17 protein-coding genes and 1 pseudogene are annotated in these 19654 nt (G+C 68.3%); 10 read left to right on the forward strand and 8 right to left on the reverse strand.

The window, feature by feature from the left end:
- Window positions 1-61 precede the first annotated feature (61 nt).
- A pseudogene (locus T398_RS22465) lies at window positions 62-409 on the reverse strand (tyrosine-type recombinase/integrase); the annotation flags it as partial.
- On the opposite strand from T398_RS22465, the gene T398_RS22470 reads away from it, so the two are divergent.
- The 6 genes from T398_RS22470 (at window position 360) to T398_RS22495 (ending at window position 6440) form a co-directional block, all read left to right on the forward strand.
- Window positions 360-887: a hypothetical protein gene (locus tag T398_RS22470; protein ID WP_496449766.1), complete on the forward strand. Its 528-nt coding sequence runs from the start codon at window positions 360-362 to the stop codon at window positions 885-887. The pseudogene T398_RS22465 and the gene T398_RS22470 overlap by 50 nt on opposite strands.
- Window positions 888-922: 35 nt before the next feature.
- Window positions 923-2026 (forward strand): sensor histidine kinase, encoded by a 1104-nt coding sequence (locus tag T398_RS22475; protein ID WP_496449732.1) that lies wholly within the window; start codon window positions 923-925, stop codon window positions 2024-2026.
- A gap of 250 nt (window positions 2027-2276) precedes the next feature.
- A complete protein-coding gene (locus T398_RS22480) occupies window positions 2277-3017 on the forward strand; it encodes a GIN domain-containing protein (RefSeq protein WP_496449734.1) in 741 nt (246 codons plus the stop codon).
- Between the two features lie 11 nt (window positions 3018-3028).
- Window positions 3029-3931 (forward strand): ABC transporter ATP-binding protein, encoded by a 903-nt coding sequence (locus T398_RS22485; RefSeq protein ID WP_496449736.1) that lies wholly within the window; start codon window positions 3029-3031, stop codon window positions 3929-3931.
- Entirely contained in the window at window positions 3928-5568 is a 1641-nt protein-coding gene (locus tag T398_RS22490) for an ABC transporter permease (protein WP_496449738.1), read from the forward strand. The genes T398_RS22485 and T398_RS22490 overlap by 4 nt, the downstream gene beginning before the upstream one ends.
- A gap of 209 nt (window positions 5569-5777) precedes the next feature.
- A complete protein-coding gene (locus tag T398_RS22495) occupies window positions 5778-6440 on the forward strand; it encodes a response regulator (protein ID WP_496449740.1) in 663 nt (220 codons plus the stop codon).
- A gap of 262 nt (window positions 6441-6702) precedes the next feature.
- On the opposite strand, the gene T398_RS22500 is transcribed toward T398_RS22495, so the two are convergent.
- The 3 genes from T398_RS22500 to T398_RS22510 all read right to left on the reverse strand — a co-directional run bounded on the left by T398_RS22500 (window position 6703) and on the right by T398_RS22510 (window position 9087).
- Window positions 6703-7143, reverse strand: a complete 441-nt coding sequence (locus tag T398_RS22500) for a hypothetical protein (RefSeq protein WP_496449742.1) — start codon at window positions 7141-7143, stop codon at window positions 6703-6705.
- Window positions 7144-7351: 208 nt separating this feature from the next.
- Window positions 7352-8566, reverse strand: coding sequence for an MAB_1171c family putative transporter (locus T398_RS22505; RefSeq protein ID WP_496449744.1), 1215 nt, complete (start codon window positions 8564-8566; stop codon window positions 7352-7354).
- Window positions 8567-8568: 2 nt separating this feature from the next.
- Window positions 8569-9087 carry a hypothetical protein gene (locus T398_RS22510; RefSeq protein ID WP_496449746.1) on the reverse strand — a complete coding sequence of 173 codons (519 nt, stop codon included), beginning with the start codon at window positions 9085-9087 and terminating at the stop codon, window positions 8569-8571.
- 105 nt (window positions 9088-9192) lie between these two features.
- Between T398_RS22510 and T398_RS22515 the strand changes: the two genes are divergently transcribed.
- From T398_RS22515 to mycP, 3 genes are read left to right on the forward strand one after another with little or no spacing between them, the layout of a single operon-like run.
- Window positions 9193-10245 (forward strand): FAD-dependent monooxygenase, encoded by a 1053-nt coding sequence (locus tag T398_RS22515; RefSeq protein WP_496449748.1) that lies wholly within the window; start codon window positions 9193-9195, stop codon window positions 10243-10245.
- On the forward strand, window positions 10242-10511 hold the full coding sequence (locus tag T398_RS22520) for a hypothetical protein (protein ID WP_496449750.1): 270 nt from the start codon (window positions 10242-10244) through the stop codon (window positions 10509-10511). Before T398_RS22515 ends, T398_RS22520 begins: the two co-directional genes overlap by 4 nt.
- A gap of 7 nt (window positions 10512-10518) precedes the next feature.
- Entirely contained in the window at window positions 10519-11814 is a 1296-nt protein-coding gene (gene mycP / locus T398_RS22525) for a type VII secretion-associated serine protease mycosin (protein WP_496449752.1), read from the forward strand.
- A gap of 107 nt (window positions 11815-11921) precedes the next feature.
- On the opposite strand, the gene T398_RS22530 is transcribed toward mycP, so the two are convergent.
- From T398_RS22530 to eccD, 4 genes are all read right to left on the reverse strand, one after another.
- The gene (locus T398_RS22530; protein ID WP_496449754.1) at window positions 11922-12209 is read right to left on the reverse strand and encodes a WXG100 family type VII secretion target; all 288 of its coding nucleotides are present in this window, start codon (window positions 12207-12209) and stop codon (window positions 11922-11924) included.
- 19 nt (window positions 12210-12228) lie between these two features.
- Window positions 12229-12558 (reverse strand): WXG100 family type VII secretion target, encoded by a 330-nt coding sequence (locus tag T398_RS22535; RefSeq protein WP_018221403.1) that lies wholly within the window; start codon window positions 12556-12558, stop codon window positions 12229-12231.
- Between the two features lie 147 nt (window positions 12559-12705).
- Entirely contained in the window at window positions 12706-14154 is a 1449-nt protein-coding gene (gene eccB, locus T398_RS22540) for a type VII secretion protein EccB (protein ID WP_496449756.1), read from the reverse strand.
- Between the two features lie 135 nt (window positions 14155-14289).
- On the reverse strand, window positions 14290-15678 hold the full coding sequence (gene eccD, locus T398_RS22545; RefSeq protein ID WP_496449764.1) for a type VII secretion integral membrane protein EccD: 1389 nt from the start codon (window positions 15676-15678) through the stop codon (window positions 14290-14292).
- A 136-nt stretch (window positions 15679-15814) separates the two neighbouring features.
- Here eccD and eccCa point away from each other — a divergent pair.
- A partial coding sequence (gene eccCa / locus T398_RS22550) for a type VII secretion protein EccCa (RefSeq protein ID WP_496449758.1) occupies window positions 15815-19654 on the forward strand: 3840 nt, incomplete at its 3' end.

Here is a 19654-nt window from a genome sequence, read left to right on the forward strand (position 1 = left end):
GGGCGATCGGGTTCTGACGGTCCGTGCTGCGGCAGCGGGTCGGGGACGGTCCCCTGTGTGCCTATCCGGTCCCGCGTGGGCCATGGGAGCGACACTCGTGCCTGGTCGTGGCCTGGCCAGCGCCGAGCTGTTCGAGGATTTCGGAGCTATCCGGTGCGAGAGCGGACTTAACGATGTAGTGCCGGTTGGTGACCTCCTCGGTGGCGTGGCCGAACTGGGCTGCGGCGTGCTTGGCGTCAGCTTCTTTGTCAATCAGGGTGGCGACGGTCTTGCGGAAGGTGTGTGGCGTGACCCATTCGAGGCCAGCGTCGGCGCGAGCTTGACGCCATTGGCGGCGGACGTTCTGTGGAGACAGCCCGGTGGCGCGCCGGGAGGCGAAGATCGCATCGTGGGGGTTTCCGGCGGCGTTGGGGATCAGACGAGAAGGGGTGGGTTTCCGCGTGCAACTTCGATTGACCGATCGAGAGGTCACCGACATCGAATCGGTCGTCACCGAACTCGCCGCACGGCACGACAGCGTGGAGTCCGCGGAGTTCCTCCGGGAGAGCCGGGTCTTCGCACAGGAACTGCCGCGGCGCGTCCGGTCGGAGCTCAACCGGTTCCGGCTCATCGAGCCGTCGGGCACCCTGGTAATCACCGGGTGGAGCGTCGACGAGGCAGCCATCGGGCCCACGCCGACCGACCCGCGGCACAAGTCCGCGGCCGGCCGCGCCCCGGCGCGCCTCGACGATTTCAATCGTTATCGATGCCAGCAGATGATCACCTCGCATAGGCTGTCCGCATGGGAAGCGGATCGCTCGCAGCATGGCGCGACAGGCACTCATGGGCCGCTGTTCTGGCCCTCCTGGTTCTCGCTCCGGCGATCATCGCGCCCCCCGTTGGATTGATCGTTGCCATTCCTGCCGCGATCGCGGTGGCCGTGGTGTTCATCAGATGGCCGCAGCGCGGAATCTCGATGATTACCGCGGCCACCGCGATCGCGGCGATATCGCTCACGGTCGACATCGCCTACCCCGGGCCGCCCGGGCTCGCACTGCTCTGGCTGCCATTCGAGATGCTGGCTCTGTTGCTTCTGACCGGCATGACGATCCGGCTTGCCGGCGAGCGCAAGGCTCTCGTGAGTGGTGCGCCGTGCGTGCTCGCGACGATCCTGCTGCCCCTACGGTTCACGCTGCGGATGGACCAGTCCGTGCTCAGCGGATCGATCATCATGATCGCACTGACCGTTTTTCCCACGGCCATAGCGATCGGCATCGGGTGCTATCTGCGCGGCCAGGACCACAAGCGTCGCCAGGCCGTTAGTACCGCCCGCCGCGACCAGCGGCTGCGGGTCGCCGGTGACCTGCACGACTTCGTGGCCCACGAGGTCACCGGTATCGTCCTCGAGGCACAGGCGGCCCAGCTCGAGCCGCTCGACGCCGAGCGGGCTCGGGCGATCTTCTCGCACATCGAGGTCGCGGGGCTGCGGGCGCTGGAGTCCATGGACCAGACCGTGCGGACCCTGCGTGACCCGAACGGCGACAGCAGCGAGGACGCCCCTCCGGTGCGGGTGTACCGTCTGGCCGACCTGCCCGCGCTGGTCGACCGGTTCTCCTCCGGCACGGCCATGACGGCGACCCTCGACCTGCCGGCCGAGCTGATCCACGCCCTTGCCCCGGAGCGGGAGGCCGCGGCGTACGCGGTGGTGCTGGAAGCCCTGACCAACGTGCGGCGACACGCACCCCGCGCCGCCGAGGTACGCGTCGCGCTGCGCCCGCTTCCCGGCCCCGAACTCGAGGTCCTGGTTGTCAACGATGGCCGGTCCGGAAGCGGCCTGGTCGGCAGTCGCACCGGCGGCGGCACCGGGCTGATCGGCATCGAGGAACGGGTCCGCGCCCTGGGCGGGCGCCTGAGCGCGGGCCACACGGACAGCGGCTGGCAGGTGCGCTGCGCCTTCCCGGCGCCGATCTTGGCCGTGACCGCGCCGGAGCCGCCGACGTTGGCTCTGCCGCCAGGGCAGCCGGGGCCGTACGCCGCCTGGAAGTGACGACGCACGAGGGTTCCCCGGCCCGGCCGCCGCCTGACTGGTTCCGGGGGCCTGAGCCGGATCTTCGACCGGCCCCCCTCGACCCGCCCAGTGGTGTCCTCCCGCCGCTACGGCCGGGCATTCGGGCCGTTCGCCGCCGGCTCGTTCCTTGTTTCCGCTGGCCGCAGATCTGCCGAACGGCAGATGTCTCTCCTCTTCCGGATCGCCATGATGAAGCAGTCAGCAGATATAGCGATCGGAGGACTTGATCATGCCCCCCAGGGGAAAGGGACTCCTCGTTGCCATCCTTGTTGCCACCGTTACTTCCGGCGCCGCCGGATGCGGCAACAGCGAGGCGACGAAAACCGAATCTCAGAGCTTTCCCCTTCCCGGAGAGGTTCTCCGCATCGACGCGTCCGAGGCCGCGGTGAAGGTGGTCAGCGGCACCGGCGAATCAGTCGACGTGCAGCGCGAACTGAAGGGCAAGGCGACTGACGACGGCAACTCCACGTGGACGATGTCGGGCGACACGCTCAAGCTCGGGCTGCGCTGCTCGGGCATCGTGATCAGCTGCGAGGGCAGGTACACGGTCGCCGTACCGCAGGGAACGGCCCTGCGGGTCAACGCCTCCGGCAGTGCCGTGACCTTGGACTCTCTCACCGGCGACATCGACGCCTCCGTCACCCACGACGGAACGCTGCGCGTGGCGGGGCCGACCGGGAAGCTGAGCCTGGCCACCCGGGGCGGCTCCATCACCGTCACGAACGCGCGATCCACCGAGGTGACCGCAGAGACCAAGGGCGACGGCAACATCGACCTCGACTTCCTCAAGGCGCCCGAGCGGGTGAAGGCGACCGCCAGCGGCTCGGTCCAGGTGACTCTCCCGAACGACTCCGGGACGTACCGGATTGTCGGCGCCGACTCCGCGAGTCTCGCCTCCGACGACAAGAGCTCCCGTTCCATCACCGTCTCCGCCGCGGAAGGTACCGCCAGCGTCCAACGAGCCGGCTAGGAGACCGTGCCATGCTCGAACTGATCGACATCACCAAGATCTACGCCGGGGACAAGCGGGCCGTCGACAGCATGACGCTCCGGATGGACGCCGGCATGCTCGGCATGCTCGGCCCGAACGGCGCCGGGAAGTCCTCGCTCATGCGGATCGCGGCCACCGTCACCAAGCCCACGTCCGGACGGGTGCTCTTCAACGGCGACGACGTCGTGGCCCGGCCCGACCTGCTGCGCCGGACACTCGGGTACCTACCGCAGGACTTCGGCGTCTACCCCAACCTCACCTCGCGCGAGTTCCTGGGCTACCTGGCCGCCGCCAAAGGCATCTCGGCTCGGTCGGCCAAGGCCCGCATCGACGAACTGCTCGCGATGGTCGACCTCACCGAGGCACTGAAGCGACCGCTGGGCAAGTACTCCGGCGGCATGCTCCGGCGGGTCGGCATCGCGCAGGCGCTGCTCGCCGACCCTCAGGTGATCGTCGTGGACGAGCCGACCGCGGGCCTCGACCCGGAGGAACGGGTCCGCTTCCGCAACCTGCTCAGCGACCTCGCGGCCGATCGGGTCGTAATGCTTTCGACCCATATCGTGTCCGATGTGGAGTCGGTTGCGTCCGACATCGCGATCGTCGCGCAGGGGCGGCTGCTGCGCCGGGACAGCCCGGAGGAGTTGCTTCGCCAGGTCGACGGGCAGGTCTGGGAGGTCGTAGTGCCCTCCGATCGGGTGTCGGTTCTGCAGCACCAGTACGTCATCAGCCGCCTGGTCCGCACCACCGCAGGCGTCCGGGTCCGGCTGCTCTCCCCCGTGCAGCCGGGCCCGGACTCGACCCGTGTCGCGCCCGACCTCGAGGACGCCTACCTGGCCGTCATCAACCTCGCGGCCGGGCGGTCCGTCGACCCGGCGCGGGCGGTACGGCGATGATTGCCCGGGACATCACCGCCCTGGCGGTTGCCGACTTCCGTGACCGGGTACGCCGGCCCGCGTACGTGGTGATCCTGTTGGCTGCCGTGGCCCTGGGTTACTTCGCGGCACCGGATTCCGACGCCCGCTGGGTCGTCATGTACATCGGTACCCACCGTGGCGTCTACAACTCGGCCTACATGGGTGCCCTGATCGCCCTGGCCAGCGCCCTCTGGCTGACCCTGGGTGGGTTCTACGTCGTGCGCAACGGTGTCAGCCGGGACGAGAGCACCGGCGTCGGCCAGCTCTTCGCCGCCACGCCGATGCGCACGGTCAGTTATCTGGCCGGGAAATTCCTCAGCAACTGCCTGGTGCTCAGCTCAATGGTCGGCGTGCTCGCGGTTACCGCGCTGATCCTGCAACTGGCCCGCGGTGAGGAGATGTCGATCGACCCGGTCGACCTGCTCCTGCCCTTCCTGATCATCGCCCTTCCGCTGGTGGCGTTCACCGCCGGCATGGCCCTGTTGTTCGAGACCGTCCCGCTGCTCAAGGGCGGTCTGGGCAACATCTTGTGGTTCGTGGTCTGGCTCGCGGTCGCGATCGGCGGCCAGTCACCGGACGCCCCACTCGGTGGTATCGGGGTGCACGCGGTCGCGGCCTCCATGGCGCAGAGCATGTCCGCTCAGGGCATCGGCATCCCCGAGGGTGGCTTCAGCCTCGGCCTGGTCTATCTGGACAACCCGCTGCGCACGTTCATCTGGGACGGCCTCGACGTCACCGCCGGATACCTGTTCGGCCGGCTCGCCATGGTGCTGATCTCGCTGCTGCTCGCGCTCGTGCCGGTGTGGTGGTTCGCGCGCTTCGACCCGTCGCGTCGGCACGGTACGGCGTCGGCGCCGGCCGGTGGCCCGGCCGCCCCGGGGACTGGGATGCCGGACGGCGCGCCGGCCGGACCGGGGGAACGCGCCGTCGGCGGCGTCGCGGTGCTCGCCCACCCCCAAGGCGTCGCGCCGGCAGCCGGGCTACCTCGCTCGGTGCCGAAGCAGGGCGGCGCGTACGGCCGGCTGTTGGCCGGCGAGTTCCGGATCCTGATCCAGGGTGTCTCCCGCTGGTGGTGGCTGGGCATGGCGCTCATCATCATCGCCGGCCTGGCGCTGCCGACCGGTGCCGTGACGCTGTTCGCCCTGCCCATCGCGTGGATCTGGCCGGTCCTGATCTGGTCCCGGCTCGGCACTCAGCGCTACGAGTACGGTGTCGATGGCATCCTGGGCGCCTACCCGTGGGTGCGGCGGCGCCTCGCCGCCGAGTGGGGCGCGGGCGTCCTGCTCACCGCGGTCACCGGCGGCGCGCCCCTGATCCGGATGGTCGCCGCGGCCGACAACGCCGGGGTGGCCGCCTGGTGCGCCGGCGCGCTCTTCATTCCCTCCCTGGCGCTGGCCCTGGGCGTGCTGAGCCGCACGCAACGCCTCTTCCAGGCCGTCTACCTGCTCTGGTGGTACGTCACTATCAACGGCATCGCATTCCTGGACTTCATGGGCACCGTGCGCAGCGACGGCGAGCCGGCCGGGCCGAGCCCGTTCCTCATCGCCGCGGTCGCGCTGGTCCTGGTGGCCGTGACCTTCGCGGCGGGCACGCTGCGCCGCAACGCACGATCATGAGGACCGTCCCGGTGATCGGAGGACGGGTGACACACATCGGTGAGGCACTGGCGCAAGGAGCTTTCCTGATCCGGCCGCGGGACCGGCCGCAGACCGGCGAGGGCCACGACTGAGGTCTCCCGACAGGGCTTCGCGGCCGCCGGCCGGTCAGCTTCGGGCTGGCTCCGGCGGCCGCCGCGTCGTGTCCGGGATGTGCCATGATGAGCGGGATGGGAATCCGAGTTCTGATCGCTGACGACCAAGCGATGGTTCGCCAGGGCATGCGGCGCATCCTGGAAAGTCAGTCCGACATCTCGGTGGTCGGTGAGGCGGCTGACGGTGTGGCAGCCGTGGGGCTGGTGCAGAGCCTGCGACCCGACGTGCTCCTGGTCGACATCCGGATGCCGCGGATGGACGGCCTGGAAGTGACCCGCCTGGTGGCTGGCTCCACGGCGGCCAGGTCCGTCAAGGTCGTCGTGGTGACCACGTTCGACCTCGATGAGTACGTCTACCCGGCATTGCGCTACGGCGCCTCCGGCTTCCTGCTCAAACGGTCCGGAGCGGTTCTCATCATCGAGGCGGTACGGGCAGCGGTGGCCGGCGACAGCATGATCAGTCCGTCGATCACGGTGCGCCTGCTGAAGCACGTCACCCAGCCGTCACCGGCGCTGCCCGCGCCGACCGAGTCGCTGACCGCCCGCGAGGTGGAGATTGCCGGACAGGTCGCGCAGGGCAAGACGAACGCCGACATCGCCGCCGAGCTGTTCATCTCGCCCGGCACGGTGAAGACCCACGTCGCGGCCATCCAGCGCAAACTCAACGTGCGCAACCGCGTCGGCGTGGCCGTGTACGCGTGGGAAGCCGGTTACGCCGGCCAGCCTTCCACCGATTGATCTTGGAAATATCTGCCGATCGGTAGATGCCCCTTCGCCGACCGCGGTCGATGCTCGAGGAACGAGCTTCGTTGCGTCGGGAGGACCTGTGCGACCGCGCAAAACGATAGCGCTCATTCTGGCCGCGGGTCGCCCTTGAAGTTGCCCCACGCATAGGTGTTGACGAAGCTGGTGGCGGTGATGTCGACAGCGACCGCAACTCGGCCCGCTCCCCGCCGGCGAGGGGTCGGTCGGCGGCGATGAATCGCAGTACTGGTACTCGCTAGCTCCCGCCTTGTTCGGTAGCGGACTCATCGGACGCCGGCTGATCTAGGATGTCCAGCATCTGCAGTACCTGACGTCGCACCGCCGGAGTCATGTTGCCAGCTCGCATGGCAATCATCCGTACCTGTCGGTCGGCGAGCTGTCGACGGAACTCCTGGGATTCGTCTTCTTCGTCCAGAAAGTAGGAGGCGGTGATGGGTGGGGATTCGTCGGCCCGCCGCTGGTCGAAGAAGCGGGCGATGGCTTTGAGTACCGCGACGGTCGGGTTGGTGTTGGTGCCGGCCCGAAGGGTCGCCAGGTAGACCCGGGATACGGTGGTGTCGTGGGAGGGGTCGTCGCTGATGGCCCGCGCAACCTGCGGTGTTGAGTATTCACGCCGGCGGCCCTGCTTGTCGACCCAGGTCACCGTGGCGAAGAGTTCGTTCAGACGCTCGGCCACGATCGACTGTGGTGACGAATCGGGACCTGACCTGCGGTCGGTGCCCGAGGACGGGTCGGCCTCTCTCGTGGTCGTGCTGCTGCCGTCCCGGGTCATGTGTCACCTCTGGTTAACGGATTCGCTGAATAGATGAGTTGACCATGATAGCGGGAAACTATAGTGTCGCGTTGGTAGATGCATGCCCGGCCTCCCGGTTGGATCCGGCCGATCACGGGGCGGCCGAGATCGAACTGGAGTCGGGCGTGCTTCCGTCGCTAGGACGATGGCTTCTCATCTGACGAGCGATGCCAACCAGCGAGCGGGCATCGGAGTCCAGATCGCGACCACCATCGATCACCAGCGGTTCGGCGGCCGCCACCGGTGTGCCCGTGTCCTTCGCCCGTAGTGCCGCCGTGATCATCATTGCCCGGGTGGCGTCGGCGATGTCGGCCTCCGACATGCCTGTCCGACGGAGTTCTGCCTCGGTATCGGCCGTCGCAGCGCGGTCATAGTACGGGGCGAGTTGTACCAGTCCGTCGCGGATCTCGATCACCTGTCGGTAGAAGCGACGATGGGTGCCGTGCTGGCCGAACAGCCGGTACCAGGGTCGCGTCTCAAGCCGCGACAGCGCCAGGTCGGGGAAGGCCTCGTGTAGCGCTGACCACAGTGGTTGCAGGTCGCGGTACTGCCGGCGATGCGCCCGCCAGATCGAGGCGGCGGCCAGCATGCCGGTAAACGCCGAGTAGCTGACGCCGACGACAAAGGTCAGGGTGCCGATGCCGACGAGTGCTACGTACGTGCTATTGATCGTATCGACGGCTGACTGGGGGAGCGCGTCTACGAGTTGCGCCACGGCCAGCGCTGATTTGGTCAGTTCGGCGGCGAGGAACGTTCCTACGGCCAGGCAGATCATGACCAGCCCACGGCGTAGCCGAGCAACTCGGGTGGCCCGGGTGAAGCCGACACACCACCACAGGGTCTGCGAGTGGACGTATCCCAGGTAGCCAAGTACGACGAGCACGAACACCGCAGCGTGTGGCTGGTCACCGACCGTGGTTGAAGCTGGCGAGGTTTGGACGGCGAGCGGTGCGGTGCTCCAAGTGGCAGTCACTACCGCCAGGGCCGCCAGCAGCAGCAGCACCTCGGCACGTACCCGACGTTGAGCCTCTGGGCCGCGCACCGTATAGGTGAAGAAGGCGAGCAGGAAGTATACCGCCGTCATGATGCCGAGATTGATCGTCAGGGAGTGTAGGCCGGGTGCGACCCGGTCGAGTAAGCCCGACACCGACGGTAGGGCGAGTGTGAACATGGCAGCGACACAGGCGATGCACGCTGTCAGGGCCCGTAGCGGGTGATCATCAGGAGCGCGCGACAGCTGGATGCTCTTGTTCGCCACACCGATCCAGAGCGTTACGACCACCGCCGCGAGCAGGGCAGGAGCCATTACTACATCCAACCGTGGTGGTGATCGAGGGACGTACCGATGCGATCGACGCCGGGGTGATCGTGGGCGAAGGCCGAGCGGTGCAACGGATTCAGCACGCTGGCCCACTCCAGGATGACCGTCGCCACCAGTTCGGCTTCCCGCTCGTTGGCGGAGTCGTAGCAGGTGCGGCGTAGGGCGCGGGTGGTGCCGTCCGGTTCCACCGGCGTGAGCAGGTCGAGCCCTTCGTTTTCGGTTTCGTCGCTGGGGTGATCGGCAATAATATGACCGATTTCATGCAGAATGATGTGGTCCTGGTGTGGTGGTGTTGTCTCCTTCTGGAAGAACACGACATCCGCGGACTCGGTCATAACCCACAGCCCGAACGGACCTGGAACCTGGATCGGGTAGGGCACCAGGCGAATTGGCCGGCCACGACGGTCAGCGAGTCGACGACACAGTTCCCGCACGTCGAGTGGTGGACGAATGTCCAGGTCCCGCAGCAGTGCCCGGCAACTCTTTCGTAGCGCCCGCTCCCGCACCGCGACTCCACTCTATACCGTAAACATCGTGTATTTTCGGGTGCGCGCACCATACCCTATTGAGCTGATTGGCGGGCACCATCGATATCTCGTAGCGTGTTCTGGGTGACTACTGCGCTCATCGTCGGCGGTGGCATCGCGGGCACCGCCACCGCCATCGCCCTGCGGACCGTCGGTATCAGCTCCGTCATCTACGAGGCGTACCCGAGCGGGGGTGAGGACGCCGGTGCCTTCCTCACGGTCATGCACAACGGCATGGCCGCACTCCACGAGATTGACACCGACCGGGCAGTGATCGACGCGTCGTATCCGGCGAATGGGGTGTCCCTCCTCGACGCCAGCGGCAGCCTGCTGGAACAGCGGGCCATCGATCCACCAGGACGGACGCTCACCCGAGCGACGCTCTACCGGGTACTGCAGGGTGAGGCGGCCCGCCGTGGAGTCCGCATCGACCATGGCCGCCGGCTCGTCAACGCCACGGTCGAAGACGGCGGCATCCGGGCCTCCTTCGCCGACGGGAGTGTGGCCCAGGGTGACCTCCTCGTCGGTGCCGACGGGCTACATTCAGTAGTCCGTCGCCTCATCGACCCCGACGCACCCCGTCCGCGCTACACCGGTCAGCACGTCGTCTACGGGTATGCAGCGGAAGGTCAGGGCCGAACGGCGCCCGACGCGTACCACATGATGTTCGGCAGCCAGGCCCTCTTCGGGTACACGACACCGCCGGACGGGCGTACCTGGTGGTTCGCTCGGCTCAACGCCGCCGAGTCGACCCAGCGGATCCGGCCTGCGGACTGGCGGCACCGCGTGCTGGAGACGTTTCGCGACGACACCGGACCGGCAGCGGAGATCGTCGCGGCGACCGACGACGACATCGTGGGTAGTAACTCCTACGACATTCCCACCACGCCGAAGTGGCACCACGGATCGATGGTGTTGGCCGGTGATGCCGCGCACGCAGCCTCACCGGCCGCCGCGCAGGGGGCCTCGATGGCGCTGGAGGACGCCGTGGCGCTCGCACGCTGCCTGGCCGCGCACGACGACCTGCGGAACGCCTTCGACGCCTATGACTCGCTGCGCCGGGAACCGACGGAGGAAACGGTCGCCGCGAGTGCCCAGATGAGCACCAACGGGACGGGGCCGCCGACGGCACGGTGACGCTTCCGCGTCATCTCGACTGGTCCGGACACACCGAGTACGACCTGAACCGGACCGCTCGCCTGGCCAGCGTGTACAAGGTGGTGCCCACCGAAGCCAGCACGGCCGAAGATCTCAACATCTGGCTCGACGCCGAACTCCTCCGGCGGCTCTGGGGGGCGGTCGCGGTGGTCGATGCGATGGTGGTGGTGGATCCGGTGTCCCTGTCCCCGAGCACTGTCCGAAAAATCGTTAGGATGCAGCGGCGTTGTACAGATGAAAGGTGAGCGCGACATGCTCCGCGATCGTCGTCAGCCTGCTGGTGCGCTCCTGCTTGCCCTCATTAGCTCGACCGTCCTGACACTACCAATGCCAGCCGCGGCAGCTCCGTCGGCTTGTGCCAATCCAAGCGAGCCGGGTCAGGTCATTAGTGACACTCCCTGGCACCAGCAGTGGCTCGCCCCCCGACGAGTATGGCCCTTCAGCACCGGTGCCGGGGTCGAGGTAGCCGTCGTGGACTCGGGCTCTGACGGCAGCCACCCGCAGTTGGACGGCCAGGTGACTTCCGGGTTCGACGCTCTCCGCGGGACCCAGGGTGGTGACTTCGACTGCGTCTCCCACGGCACCGCGGTGGCCAGCCTGATCGCGGCGCGCCCACAGGAGGGCATCGGCTTCCACGGCCTGGCCCCGGACGCCACGATCCTCCCGATCCGGGTCAGTGAACAGGCCGGGGGCGGAGGCAACGAAGGCCAGGGCGACAGCGTCTCCACGGAGGTCTTCGCGAAGGCTATCCGTCGGGCTGTTGACAACGGCGCTGATGTGATCAACATGTCGGTGACGCTCTACCAGACCGACCCCGAGGTCGAGCGCGCGATCCGCTACGCCCAGCGGGCGGATGTGGTCCTGGTCGCCGCCGCCGGAAACTTCCACCGCACCGACGGCCAGCCCGACCCGGTGCCGTATCCCGCCGCGTACGACGGCGTGATCGGGGTCGGTGCGATCGACCAGCAGGGCGCACGGGTAGAACAGTCACAGGTCGGGCCCTACGTCGATCTGGTGGCTCCTGGTGGTGCGGTCGTCGCGGCAACCCGCGTGGACGGCCACAACGTCTGGAGCGGCACCAGCTTCGCGACCCCGCTGGTAAGTGCGACCGCGGCCCTGATCCGCGCCGCCGAGCCGCAGCTGTCGGCCGAGCAGGTTACTCGCCGGCTACTAGCTACTGCCGACCCGGCGCAGGGGGGGCCGGAGCAGGGCTACGGGCAGGGTGTGCTCAGCCCGTACCGGGCGGTCACCGAGCGGTTGAGCACTGCGGCTCCGGTGGCCCCCGCCCCGTTGCCCGACCCACCGTACGATGCGGCGGCGCAGGAGCGAGCAGAGCGGTGGCGGGTCTTCGGGCGGGTGGCCCTCTGGGGCGGCCTGTCCGTGACGGTGATCGCGCTTGCTATCGCCGCCACCGTTGCCTTGTTGCCGCGCGGTCGACGCCTCCGCTGGCGCCCGACGCGCCCCGGCGATCCACCGCCCCCACCGCCGGAGATCGACGAGCCCGATGAGGTGTTCTTCCGGGTGCCCAACTCGCCGCCCCGCAGCTGACGACCGACCCGGAACCACTGCCACGCTGCCGCGCAGACCAGGCCGTCAAGCAGTTGGAAATGCCGATGGCCCGGCACCGAGCCGGGCCATCGGATCGTCCGAGAGGATCAGCCGCCGAACTTGGCCTGGTTCGCGGCCTCACGGGCCTGCATCCTGGCTGCCGACTCGCGCAGCGCCCGCTCAATCCGGCTAAGCAGGTCGCGCAAATCGTTTGCCGCGGCCTCCCAGTCGCGCTGCCGGCGGAAGTACGCCTCGCGCGCGTCGCCGTCCCAGGTCGCGAGCAGGGGTGCGATGCTGGACTTGAGCGTTTCGAGCTCGCCGTTCATGTTCTTCAGGCTGCTGCCGCAGCTGTCCGCCGAAGCGGCCAACGCAGCGAAGTTGTACCGAATCTCCATTTCGGAACCTTCTCCCCCGTCAGAGCTTCAGTGCCGCGGTGATCTGCCCGGCGGTGGCGCCGGCGGAATCCATCTCAGACTTGATTTCTTCGTCTGCGACGTCGTAGTCCTTGCCGGCCGAACCAACCGCCTCGGCGATCGCCCGCAGCGCCACGTTCAACCGCGCCATGTCCTGGTCGAACCGCTGGCGCACCTGCTGGAACGAGCCCGCACCAGCGCCCTTCCACTGGTCGTACAGCGGCGCGAGCTGGTCCATCAGCTGGTTGAGATTGCTGGTGAGCCGATCGGCGGTAGCGTTTACCTCGCCCTCGGTCTTCACCATCAAGCCGGTATCGGTACGCATCGTCATGGTGGAGTCACCCCCGTCCTTATCGATCCCCCCGCAATTGGCGGAGGCGGCCTCGTTGCGGTGCGCTCACACCGCTTTCCATACGAACCGTAACGGGTCATGTCCAGCGCGCGCTAGGCCAGCCCGGACTGTCCCCCATATTGGACTTTACTGTGGTAGCTCCGGCTGAACCGGATCAAGGGCTTGCTGTGCCGCCACTGGATCGAGCGCGGGACCGGCGGGGAGCCGGTCTACCAGACTCGCCGGTAGTGCAATGGGCGCCACATCGCCATAGCCGAGCGTTTTCGCTACCTCCCTCGAGGCAAGCGAATACCGGTAGCCGAGGTCGGTAACCAAACTCAACGCACCCGTCGACGCGTCTGGTGCCGGCATAGCTTCCACCAGGACGCCGTGCCCCGGTTCGATTACGACCCGGTCCGCGAGCGGAATGCCGGCACTGCTCTGCTCCGGGGTCAGCCGTGGCCCCTGCACAGGCGGCACCCGCCCTTCCAGGAGCAGGGTCGGCTCGCTGCGCCCCGGGTGGTAGGCGGCACAGACAGCCGGCTGATCGCCGATCTCCTTAATGATCTCGGGACGCTCCCCAGGTGCCCGGTGCGGTCCCTCGGCCACTGGCGGCGCCTTGGGTGCCGCCGCCGCGGCACCGGCCGAGAGCGATACCGGCTCAGGTACCGCCCCATTCGGATACGCCCGCGTGGTCTCCGGATCAGCCAGCAGCACCTCGGCCTCAAGCTGGGTCAGCGGCCGCAACTGAGCTCGCTCCGCGAGGTAGTACTGGCGGCCACCACTCTGGTTTTCCACGACCAGGACCTGACCGACCCGGGTGTCCGGCCTCGCCTCTGACAACTCGCCCCGACCCGCCACGTTCCGGATGCCGATCGGCTCGCCGGCGGGCAGGGCGTTCAACCACGCTCCGCCCACCTCGACCTGCCGTTCGGTCGTCATCGTAAGTCCTTCGAGGACGATCTTTTCGTCCTGGATCTCGTACCGGTGGTCACGCCAGATCACATGCAGCCGGTTAGTCGTGGTGTCGCGGACCAGAAGCGCCCTGTCGCCCAACTCCCGCCCACCACCGGGTACGGCCCCGACGGTCAGCACGGTGGTGGCGACGTCCGCACCCGCCGAATCGCGAACCGGCTGGGTGCAGAGCGTCCAGGGTCCGGCGAGAAGCCGCTCCGCGTCGGGCAGCGCGTCGGGCGCGTCCCGAATGCCGATCGGGATGGCACGCGGCGTGCCGAGCAGGGAGTTGCGGGAGACGGAAACGGTCTTTCCCGCCGAGCCCAGCGCCAGCAGCGCCGACGAGTAGTTGACGACCGGATACAAGCGACCGTCTCGGTAGATGTATCGGGTACCGGTTTCTTTCTCCAGAATGACGACCCCCGGTTCTTGCCACTTCGTGGCACCGCCGGGCCGCAGTATCCCGTAGACACCCACCGCGGCGAGACAGAGCACCGCCACCATGATGCTCGCGAAGCCGGCACCACCGAGCCGCCGAAACGGTGCGCCGTTCGCCGGATCAGGCTCCCGGGCAACGAGCGCGGAGGTCATCCGCTGGACGAAAAACTGATACGACTGGACCTGGTCCCGCCGCGAAGACATGGCACCCTCCCCCTGCGTGCGGTCGGCACAGCTAGAGCCGGACCGCGATGCCTACGATAGGCACCGCGACGGCAACCGTGGGCCCGGTGCCCGGCGGGCGTCACGTTCGGATCACCTCAACTGCAACCCGTCAGGTCAGCCGCCCAGCGCGCGCATGAACCCGTACAAACCCATCACCCCACACGCCACCGGCAGCACCGCGAGCTGCAGCACCACGTCGAGGAAGTCGCCGAACCGGGCCAGCCGGGGCGACGGGGAGCGGCGGCTATACGTGAGCCCAGCGCTGACCGAGATCCCGGCCGCGACCATCGCCAAGGGCAGCACCGTCAGCACCCGCACCACCGTCCCGGCGCCGGCCGCGCCAATCAGGGACAGCAGGGCGAGTCCGACGAGCCCGCCGGCGAGCATTGGTACCCGATGCCGGACGGCGGGCAGCAGTCGGGCTCGCAGCAGGTAGCCGAGGGAAACGACTCCGGTAAGCACCAGCGCAGCTACCGACCCCGATCCGGTCAACACCGCCAGGCACCCGAGGGTGACCACGATCGAGCCGAAGATCATCCCGGTGAGCACCTCGTCCGCCCGGGCCGTCGCCTGGTACACCGCCTCCCGCGGTGGCTGCGGCTCGTCGCGCAGCAGGTCCTGGGCGTTCCTGGGCAGCGCCGGCATCGGTAGCTTCCCCAGCCGCACCGCGAGCAGCGGCAGCGCCGGCAGCAGCAGGGTCGCCCCGCTCACCACGATCGCCGCGCCCTGTACCGCGTCAATCGAGCTGAGGGCAAGCAACCCACCGAGCATTCCCCAGAACCCGGCGTAGATCGCCGCGACGAAGACCCGGGCAGCGTCACCGACGCCGATGATGCCAATGAGGCCGGAGAGGAGTAGAACAGCAGAGCCGAGCAGCACGTGCGGCGCACCGAGCGCCCAGACGGACTCCCCGGTCCCGATCACCAGGAACCCGCCGACGAAGGCGTAGGGCAGGCTGGCGGCGGCCAACACCGCCCCGGCGAGCGAGTCGGCCATCGCCCGGGCGAGCATGATCCCAGCCAGCAGCAGCCCGGCGGCAGCGCCGAGGGCGATCACGCCGCCCAGCCAGCCGGGTTCGTTCGAACCGATGATGACGGTCAGACCAATCAGCAGCAGAGAACTGGCGACAATCAAGCCGGTCAGCCGGGTCGCGAGTGGATTCCAGGCGATTCCACGACGGCGCGCGCCGGACGCAACGGCTTCCATCAGATCGTCGTACGCCAACTCTGGCCACTCGGTCCGGCGTGGTGCCAGGTGCAGCGTCTCCCCGTCGCGGATGTTCTGCGCGGCCAACGTACGATTGAGATCAATGAGCGTTCCCTCGGTGCGGCGTAGCACCCAGCCGCCGTGAGCCATTCCGTCAGAAGGATGCTCCGCTGCCTGCCTTAACACCGCGGGAAGCATTCCGACCAGCGGTAGATGCTCTGGTAGGGCTATCTCTAGTCGCCGGTTTGGGGTAACGATGGCGATGCGCGCGAGTCCGGTTCCGACCTGGGTAACCACTGACGCTTCCTCCGACGAGGAGCGGGCCAACGGGCCCGCGGCTGTCATGACGAGAAGAGGCTACCTACCATGTGCCGATGGCGTGGGCACCGGTTCGGATCGGTCGAATCCAGGCACCAACGGGGAGGTCTGATACGTGAGTACCGTCGTGGTGAAACGCCCGGCCCGGCAGCCGGAGCCGGAGTACCCGTTCGGCGAAATCGTGCTGGAGGCGCCGCCGGAGGTGCCGCCGCCCGGTGGGCGCAGCTGGGGACAGATGCTGATGATGCTCCCCATGCTCGCCGGTTCGTTCGCTATGGCGCTGATGTTCGCCGGTCAGAGCGGCAACACCATCCGCTACGTCGCGGGCGGCCTCTTCGGCCTCTCCGCGATCGGGATGCTCGCTTCCCAACTCGCCAACAACTCCGGTGGTCCGAGCAAGCAGGAAATGCTGCAGCGGCGACGCGAGTACATGACGCACCTGTCGCGGCAGCGTCGCCGGGTACTCAAGGCAATTCGGGGCCAGCGAGAATCCATGTTTTACCGGCATCCGGCACCAGGCGCGCTCTGGTCCGTTCCGATTGGCCCACGGTTGTGGGAGCGGCGGCGCGGCGACGCCGATTTTTCGACCGTACGAATCGGACTCGGTCCGCAGGAACTGGCGACTCCCCTGGTTCCTCCGCCGCCATCGACGTTGGACCAACTGGAGCCGATGTGCGCCTTGGCGCTGCGCCGCTTTCTCACCACCTACCGGGAGGTGCCGGAGCTGCCGGTGGCGATGCTCCTCAGCGGCTTCGCCCAGGTGCACCTGCGGGGGGATGGGGAGGCGGCGCGTGGGCTGGTCCGGTCCATCCTCGCCCAGGCCACTGCCTTTCACGCCCCGGACGACCTACTCGTCGCAACGTGCGTCGGCCCTGATCAACGTGCCGCCTGGGAGTGGACGAAGTGGCTGCCGCACGGGCTGCACCCGAGTCGCACCGATGCGCTGGGTCAGCTGCGGCTCGTCGCGCCCTCGGCCAAAGGGCTGGAGGAGATGCTGGACGACGTGCTGGCCAACCGGCCCCGCTTCAACCCCACCGGGGGAATGTCCTCGCCGGATGGACCGCACATCCTGGTCATTATCGACGGCGGTAGCACGGCCGGTTCAGAGCACCTGATGACCGATGGCGGGGTGGATGGGGTCACCCTGCTCGACCTCTCCAACCCGGCGCCGCGGCTGCTGGACCGGTCGCGGCTGGTGCTCGAAGTCGGTGCCGACCAGAAGCTCGTGGGTACCACCGTGGATGGCCTGATCGAGATGGGTCGCGCGGACGACTGCCAGATCGCGGAGATCGAGACACTCGCCATGCAGATGGCTCCGCTGCGCCTCTCGGCCATGTCCCAGGGCGGCGAGGATTCGGTCGCCACCGAGCTGGGCCTGCCCGAGCTGCTCAACATCGGCGACCCGTACGAGTTCGACCTGGCGGCGGCCTGGCAGCCGCGGCCAAACCGGGACCGACTGCGGGTGCCGATCGGTGCGGGCACCGACGGCGGTCCGGTGGACCTCGACATCAAGGAGTCCGCGCAGGACGGCATGGGCCCGCACGGCCTCCTGATCGGCGCCACCGGCTCCGGCAAGTCCGAGCTGCTGCGTACGCTGGTGCTGGCGCTCGCCGTCACGCACAACTCGGAGAGCCTGAACTTCGTCCTGGTCGACTTCAAGGGTGGCGCGACCTTCACCCGGCTGGACGCCCTCCCGCACACCAGCGCGGTCATCACCAACCTGGCAGACGCGCTACCACTGGTAGACCGGATGGCCGGCGCGATCAGCGGTGAGCTGCTGCGCCGGCAGGAGTTGCTGCGCGCGGCCGGCAACTACGCCTCGCAGCGCGACTACGAGAAGGCCCGGGCCGCGGGGGCACCCCTGGCTCCCCTGCCGAGCCTGCTCATCGTCTGCGACGAGTTCTCCGAGCTACTCACGGTGAAGCCGGACTTCATCGACTTGTTCGTGCAGATCGGCCGCGTTGGCCGGTCGCTCGGTGTCCACCTGTTGCTGGCCACCCAGAAGCTGGAGGAGGGCCGGCTGCGCGGCCTGGACAACCACCTGTCGTACCGGATCGGGTTGCGGACCTTCTCCGCCATGGAGAGCCGGGTGGTGCTGGGCACTGCCGACGCGTACGAGTTGCCCAACTCGCCGGGCCACGGCTACCTACGCTTCGGCACTGAGCCGTTGGTCCGGTTCAAGGCCTCGTATGTCTCCGGGACCTACCGCAGTGAGACGGCGGCGGCCGCCGCCGGTGGTGGCGAGACGCGGGTGTTGGAATACCACACCGGCTATGCCGCACCGCCGGTGACACCACCCAAGCAGGAAGCGCCGCCGGAACCGGACAACACGGCCGCCGTCGGCGGCGACAGTCTGCTGGACATCCTGGTCAACCGACTCACCGGCCAGGGTACGCCGGCCCACCAGGTGTGGCTGCCCCCGCTCGCGGAGCCGCCGACGCTGGATCAGCTCCTGCCGCCACTGACCACAGACCCAGCCCGGGGGGTGACGGTGGCGCAGGCCGATCTGGTCGGCGAGCTCCAGGTGGCCACCGGCATCATCGACAAGCCGTTCGAGCAGCGTCGGGACGTACTCTGGTTTGACCTGGCAGGTGCCGCCGGACACGCGGTGATCGTGGGTGGTCCGCAGAGCGGCAAGAGCACCATGCTGCGGACGATCGTCACTTCGCTGGCACTGACCCACACCCCACGTGAGGCACAGGTCTACTGCCTCGACCTGGCCAGCAACGCGCTCTCCTCCCTACGCGACCTGCCGCATGTCGGCGCCGTGGCGACCCGGCTCGACGCTAGTTTGGTCCGGCGGACGATCGCCGAGTTGCAGCTGCTGATGGGCGTGCGGGAGCGGCGGTTCGGTGAGCGCAGGGTGGACTCGATGGCCGCGTACCGGCGCGCCCGCCGGCAGGGCGAGCACACCGATGACCCGTTCGGCGATGTCTTCCTCGTCATCGACGGCTGGTCCACCATCCGAACCGAGTTCGAGGACCTCGAGCCCGCGATCAGTGACATCGCCAACCGCGGGCTCTCCTTCGGCATCCACCTGATCGTCACCGCCGGCCGCTGGATGGACCTGCGTCCGGCCGTCCGGGACGTCTTCGGCACCCGGCTGGAACTCTGGCTGGCGGACGCGTCGGATTCCGTGCTGGATCGTCGGGCCGCGGTCAACGTGCCGGAGAAGTCTCCCGGTCGGGGCATCGACCCCGACGGTCAGCACTTCCTCGCCGCGCTGCCTCGTGCCGACGGCGCTCAGGATCCGGAGAGCCTCCCCGAGGGCGCCCGCAAGCTGATCAACGATCTCGCCGCCGCCTGGGAGGGGCCGGGAGCTCCACCGATCCGACTGCTCCCGCCGGTGGTCCCGTACGGCAGCCTGCCGTCCACCGGACGGCCCGGCGTGCCGATCGGCCTCGCCGAGGTGGACCTCCAGCCGGTGCACCTGGACTTCGCCGCCGACCCGCACTTCCTGCTCTTCGGGGACGGGGAGTCCGGTAAGAGCACCTTCCTGCGGTCCCTGGCCCAGTCGATCGTCGACCGCAACGAGCCGAACGAGGCGCGACTGGTGCTGGTTGACTACCGCCGCAGCATGCTCGGCGACATCACCACCGAACACCTGATCGGGTACGGGTCGTCGGCGCAGCTCACCGAGAGCTACATCGCCGAGGTTGCGGCCGTGATGCGGGACCGGCTGCCTCCCGCCGACTTGAAGCCCGAGCAGCTCCGCGCCCGCAGCTGGTGGAAGGGGCCTGATCTCTACCTCCTGGTTGACGACTATGACCTGGTGACGGGGGTGGGCAGCAATCCGTTGGCGCCGCTGCTGGAGTTCCTGCCGCAGGCCCGGGACGTCGGTCTGCACCTGATCGTCGCCCGGCGCACCGGTGGCGCGAGCCGGGCTCTCTACGAGCCGGTGCTGATGCGGCTGCGGGAGATCAGTACCCCGGGGATCGTGATGTCCGGTAACCGG

It is taken from the genome of Salinispora goodfellowii (genome assembly GCF_059570675.1).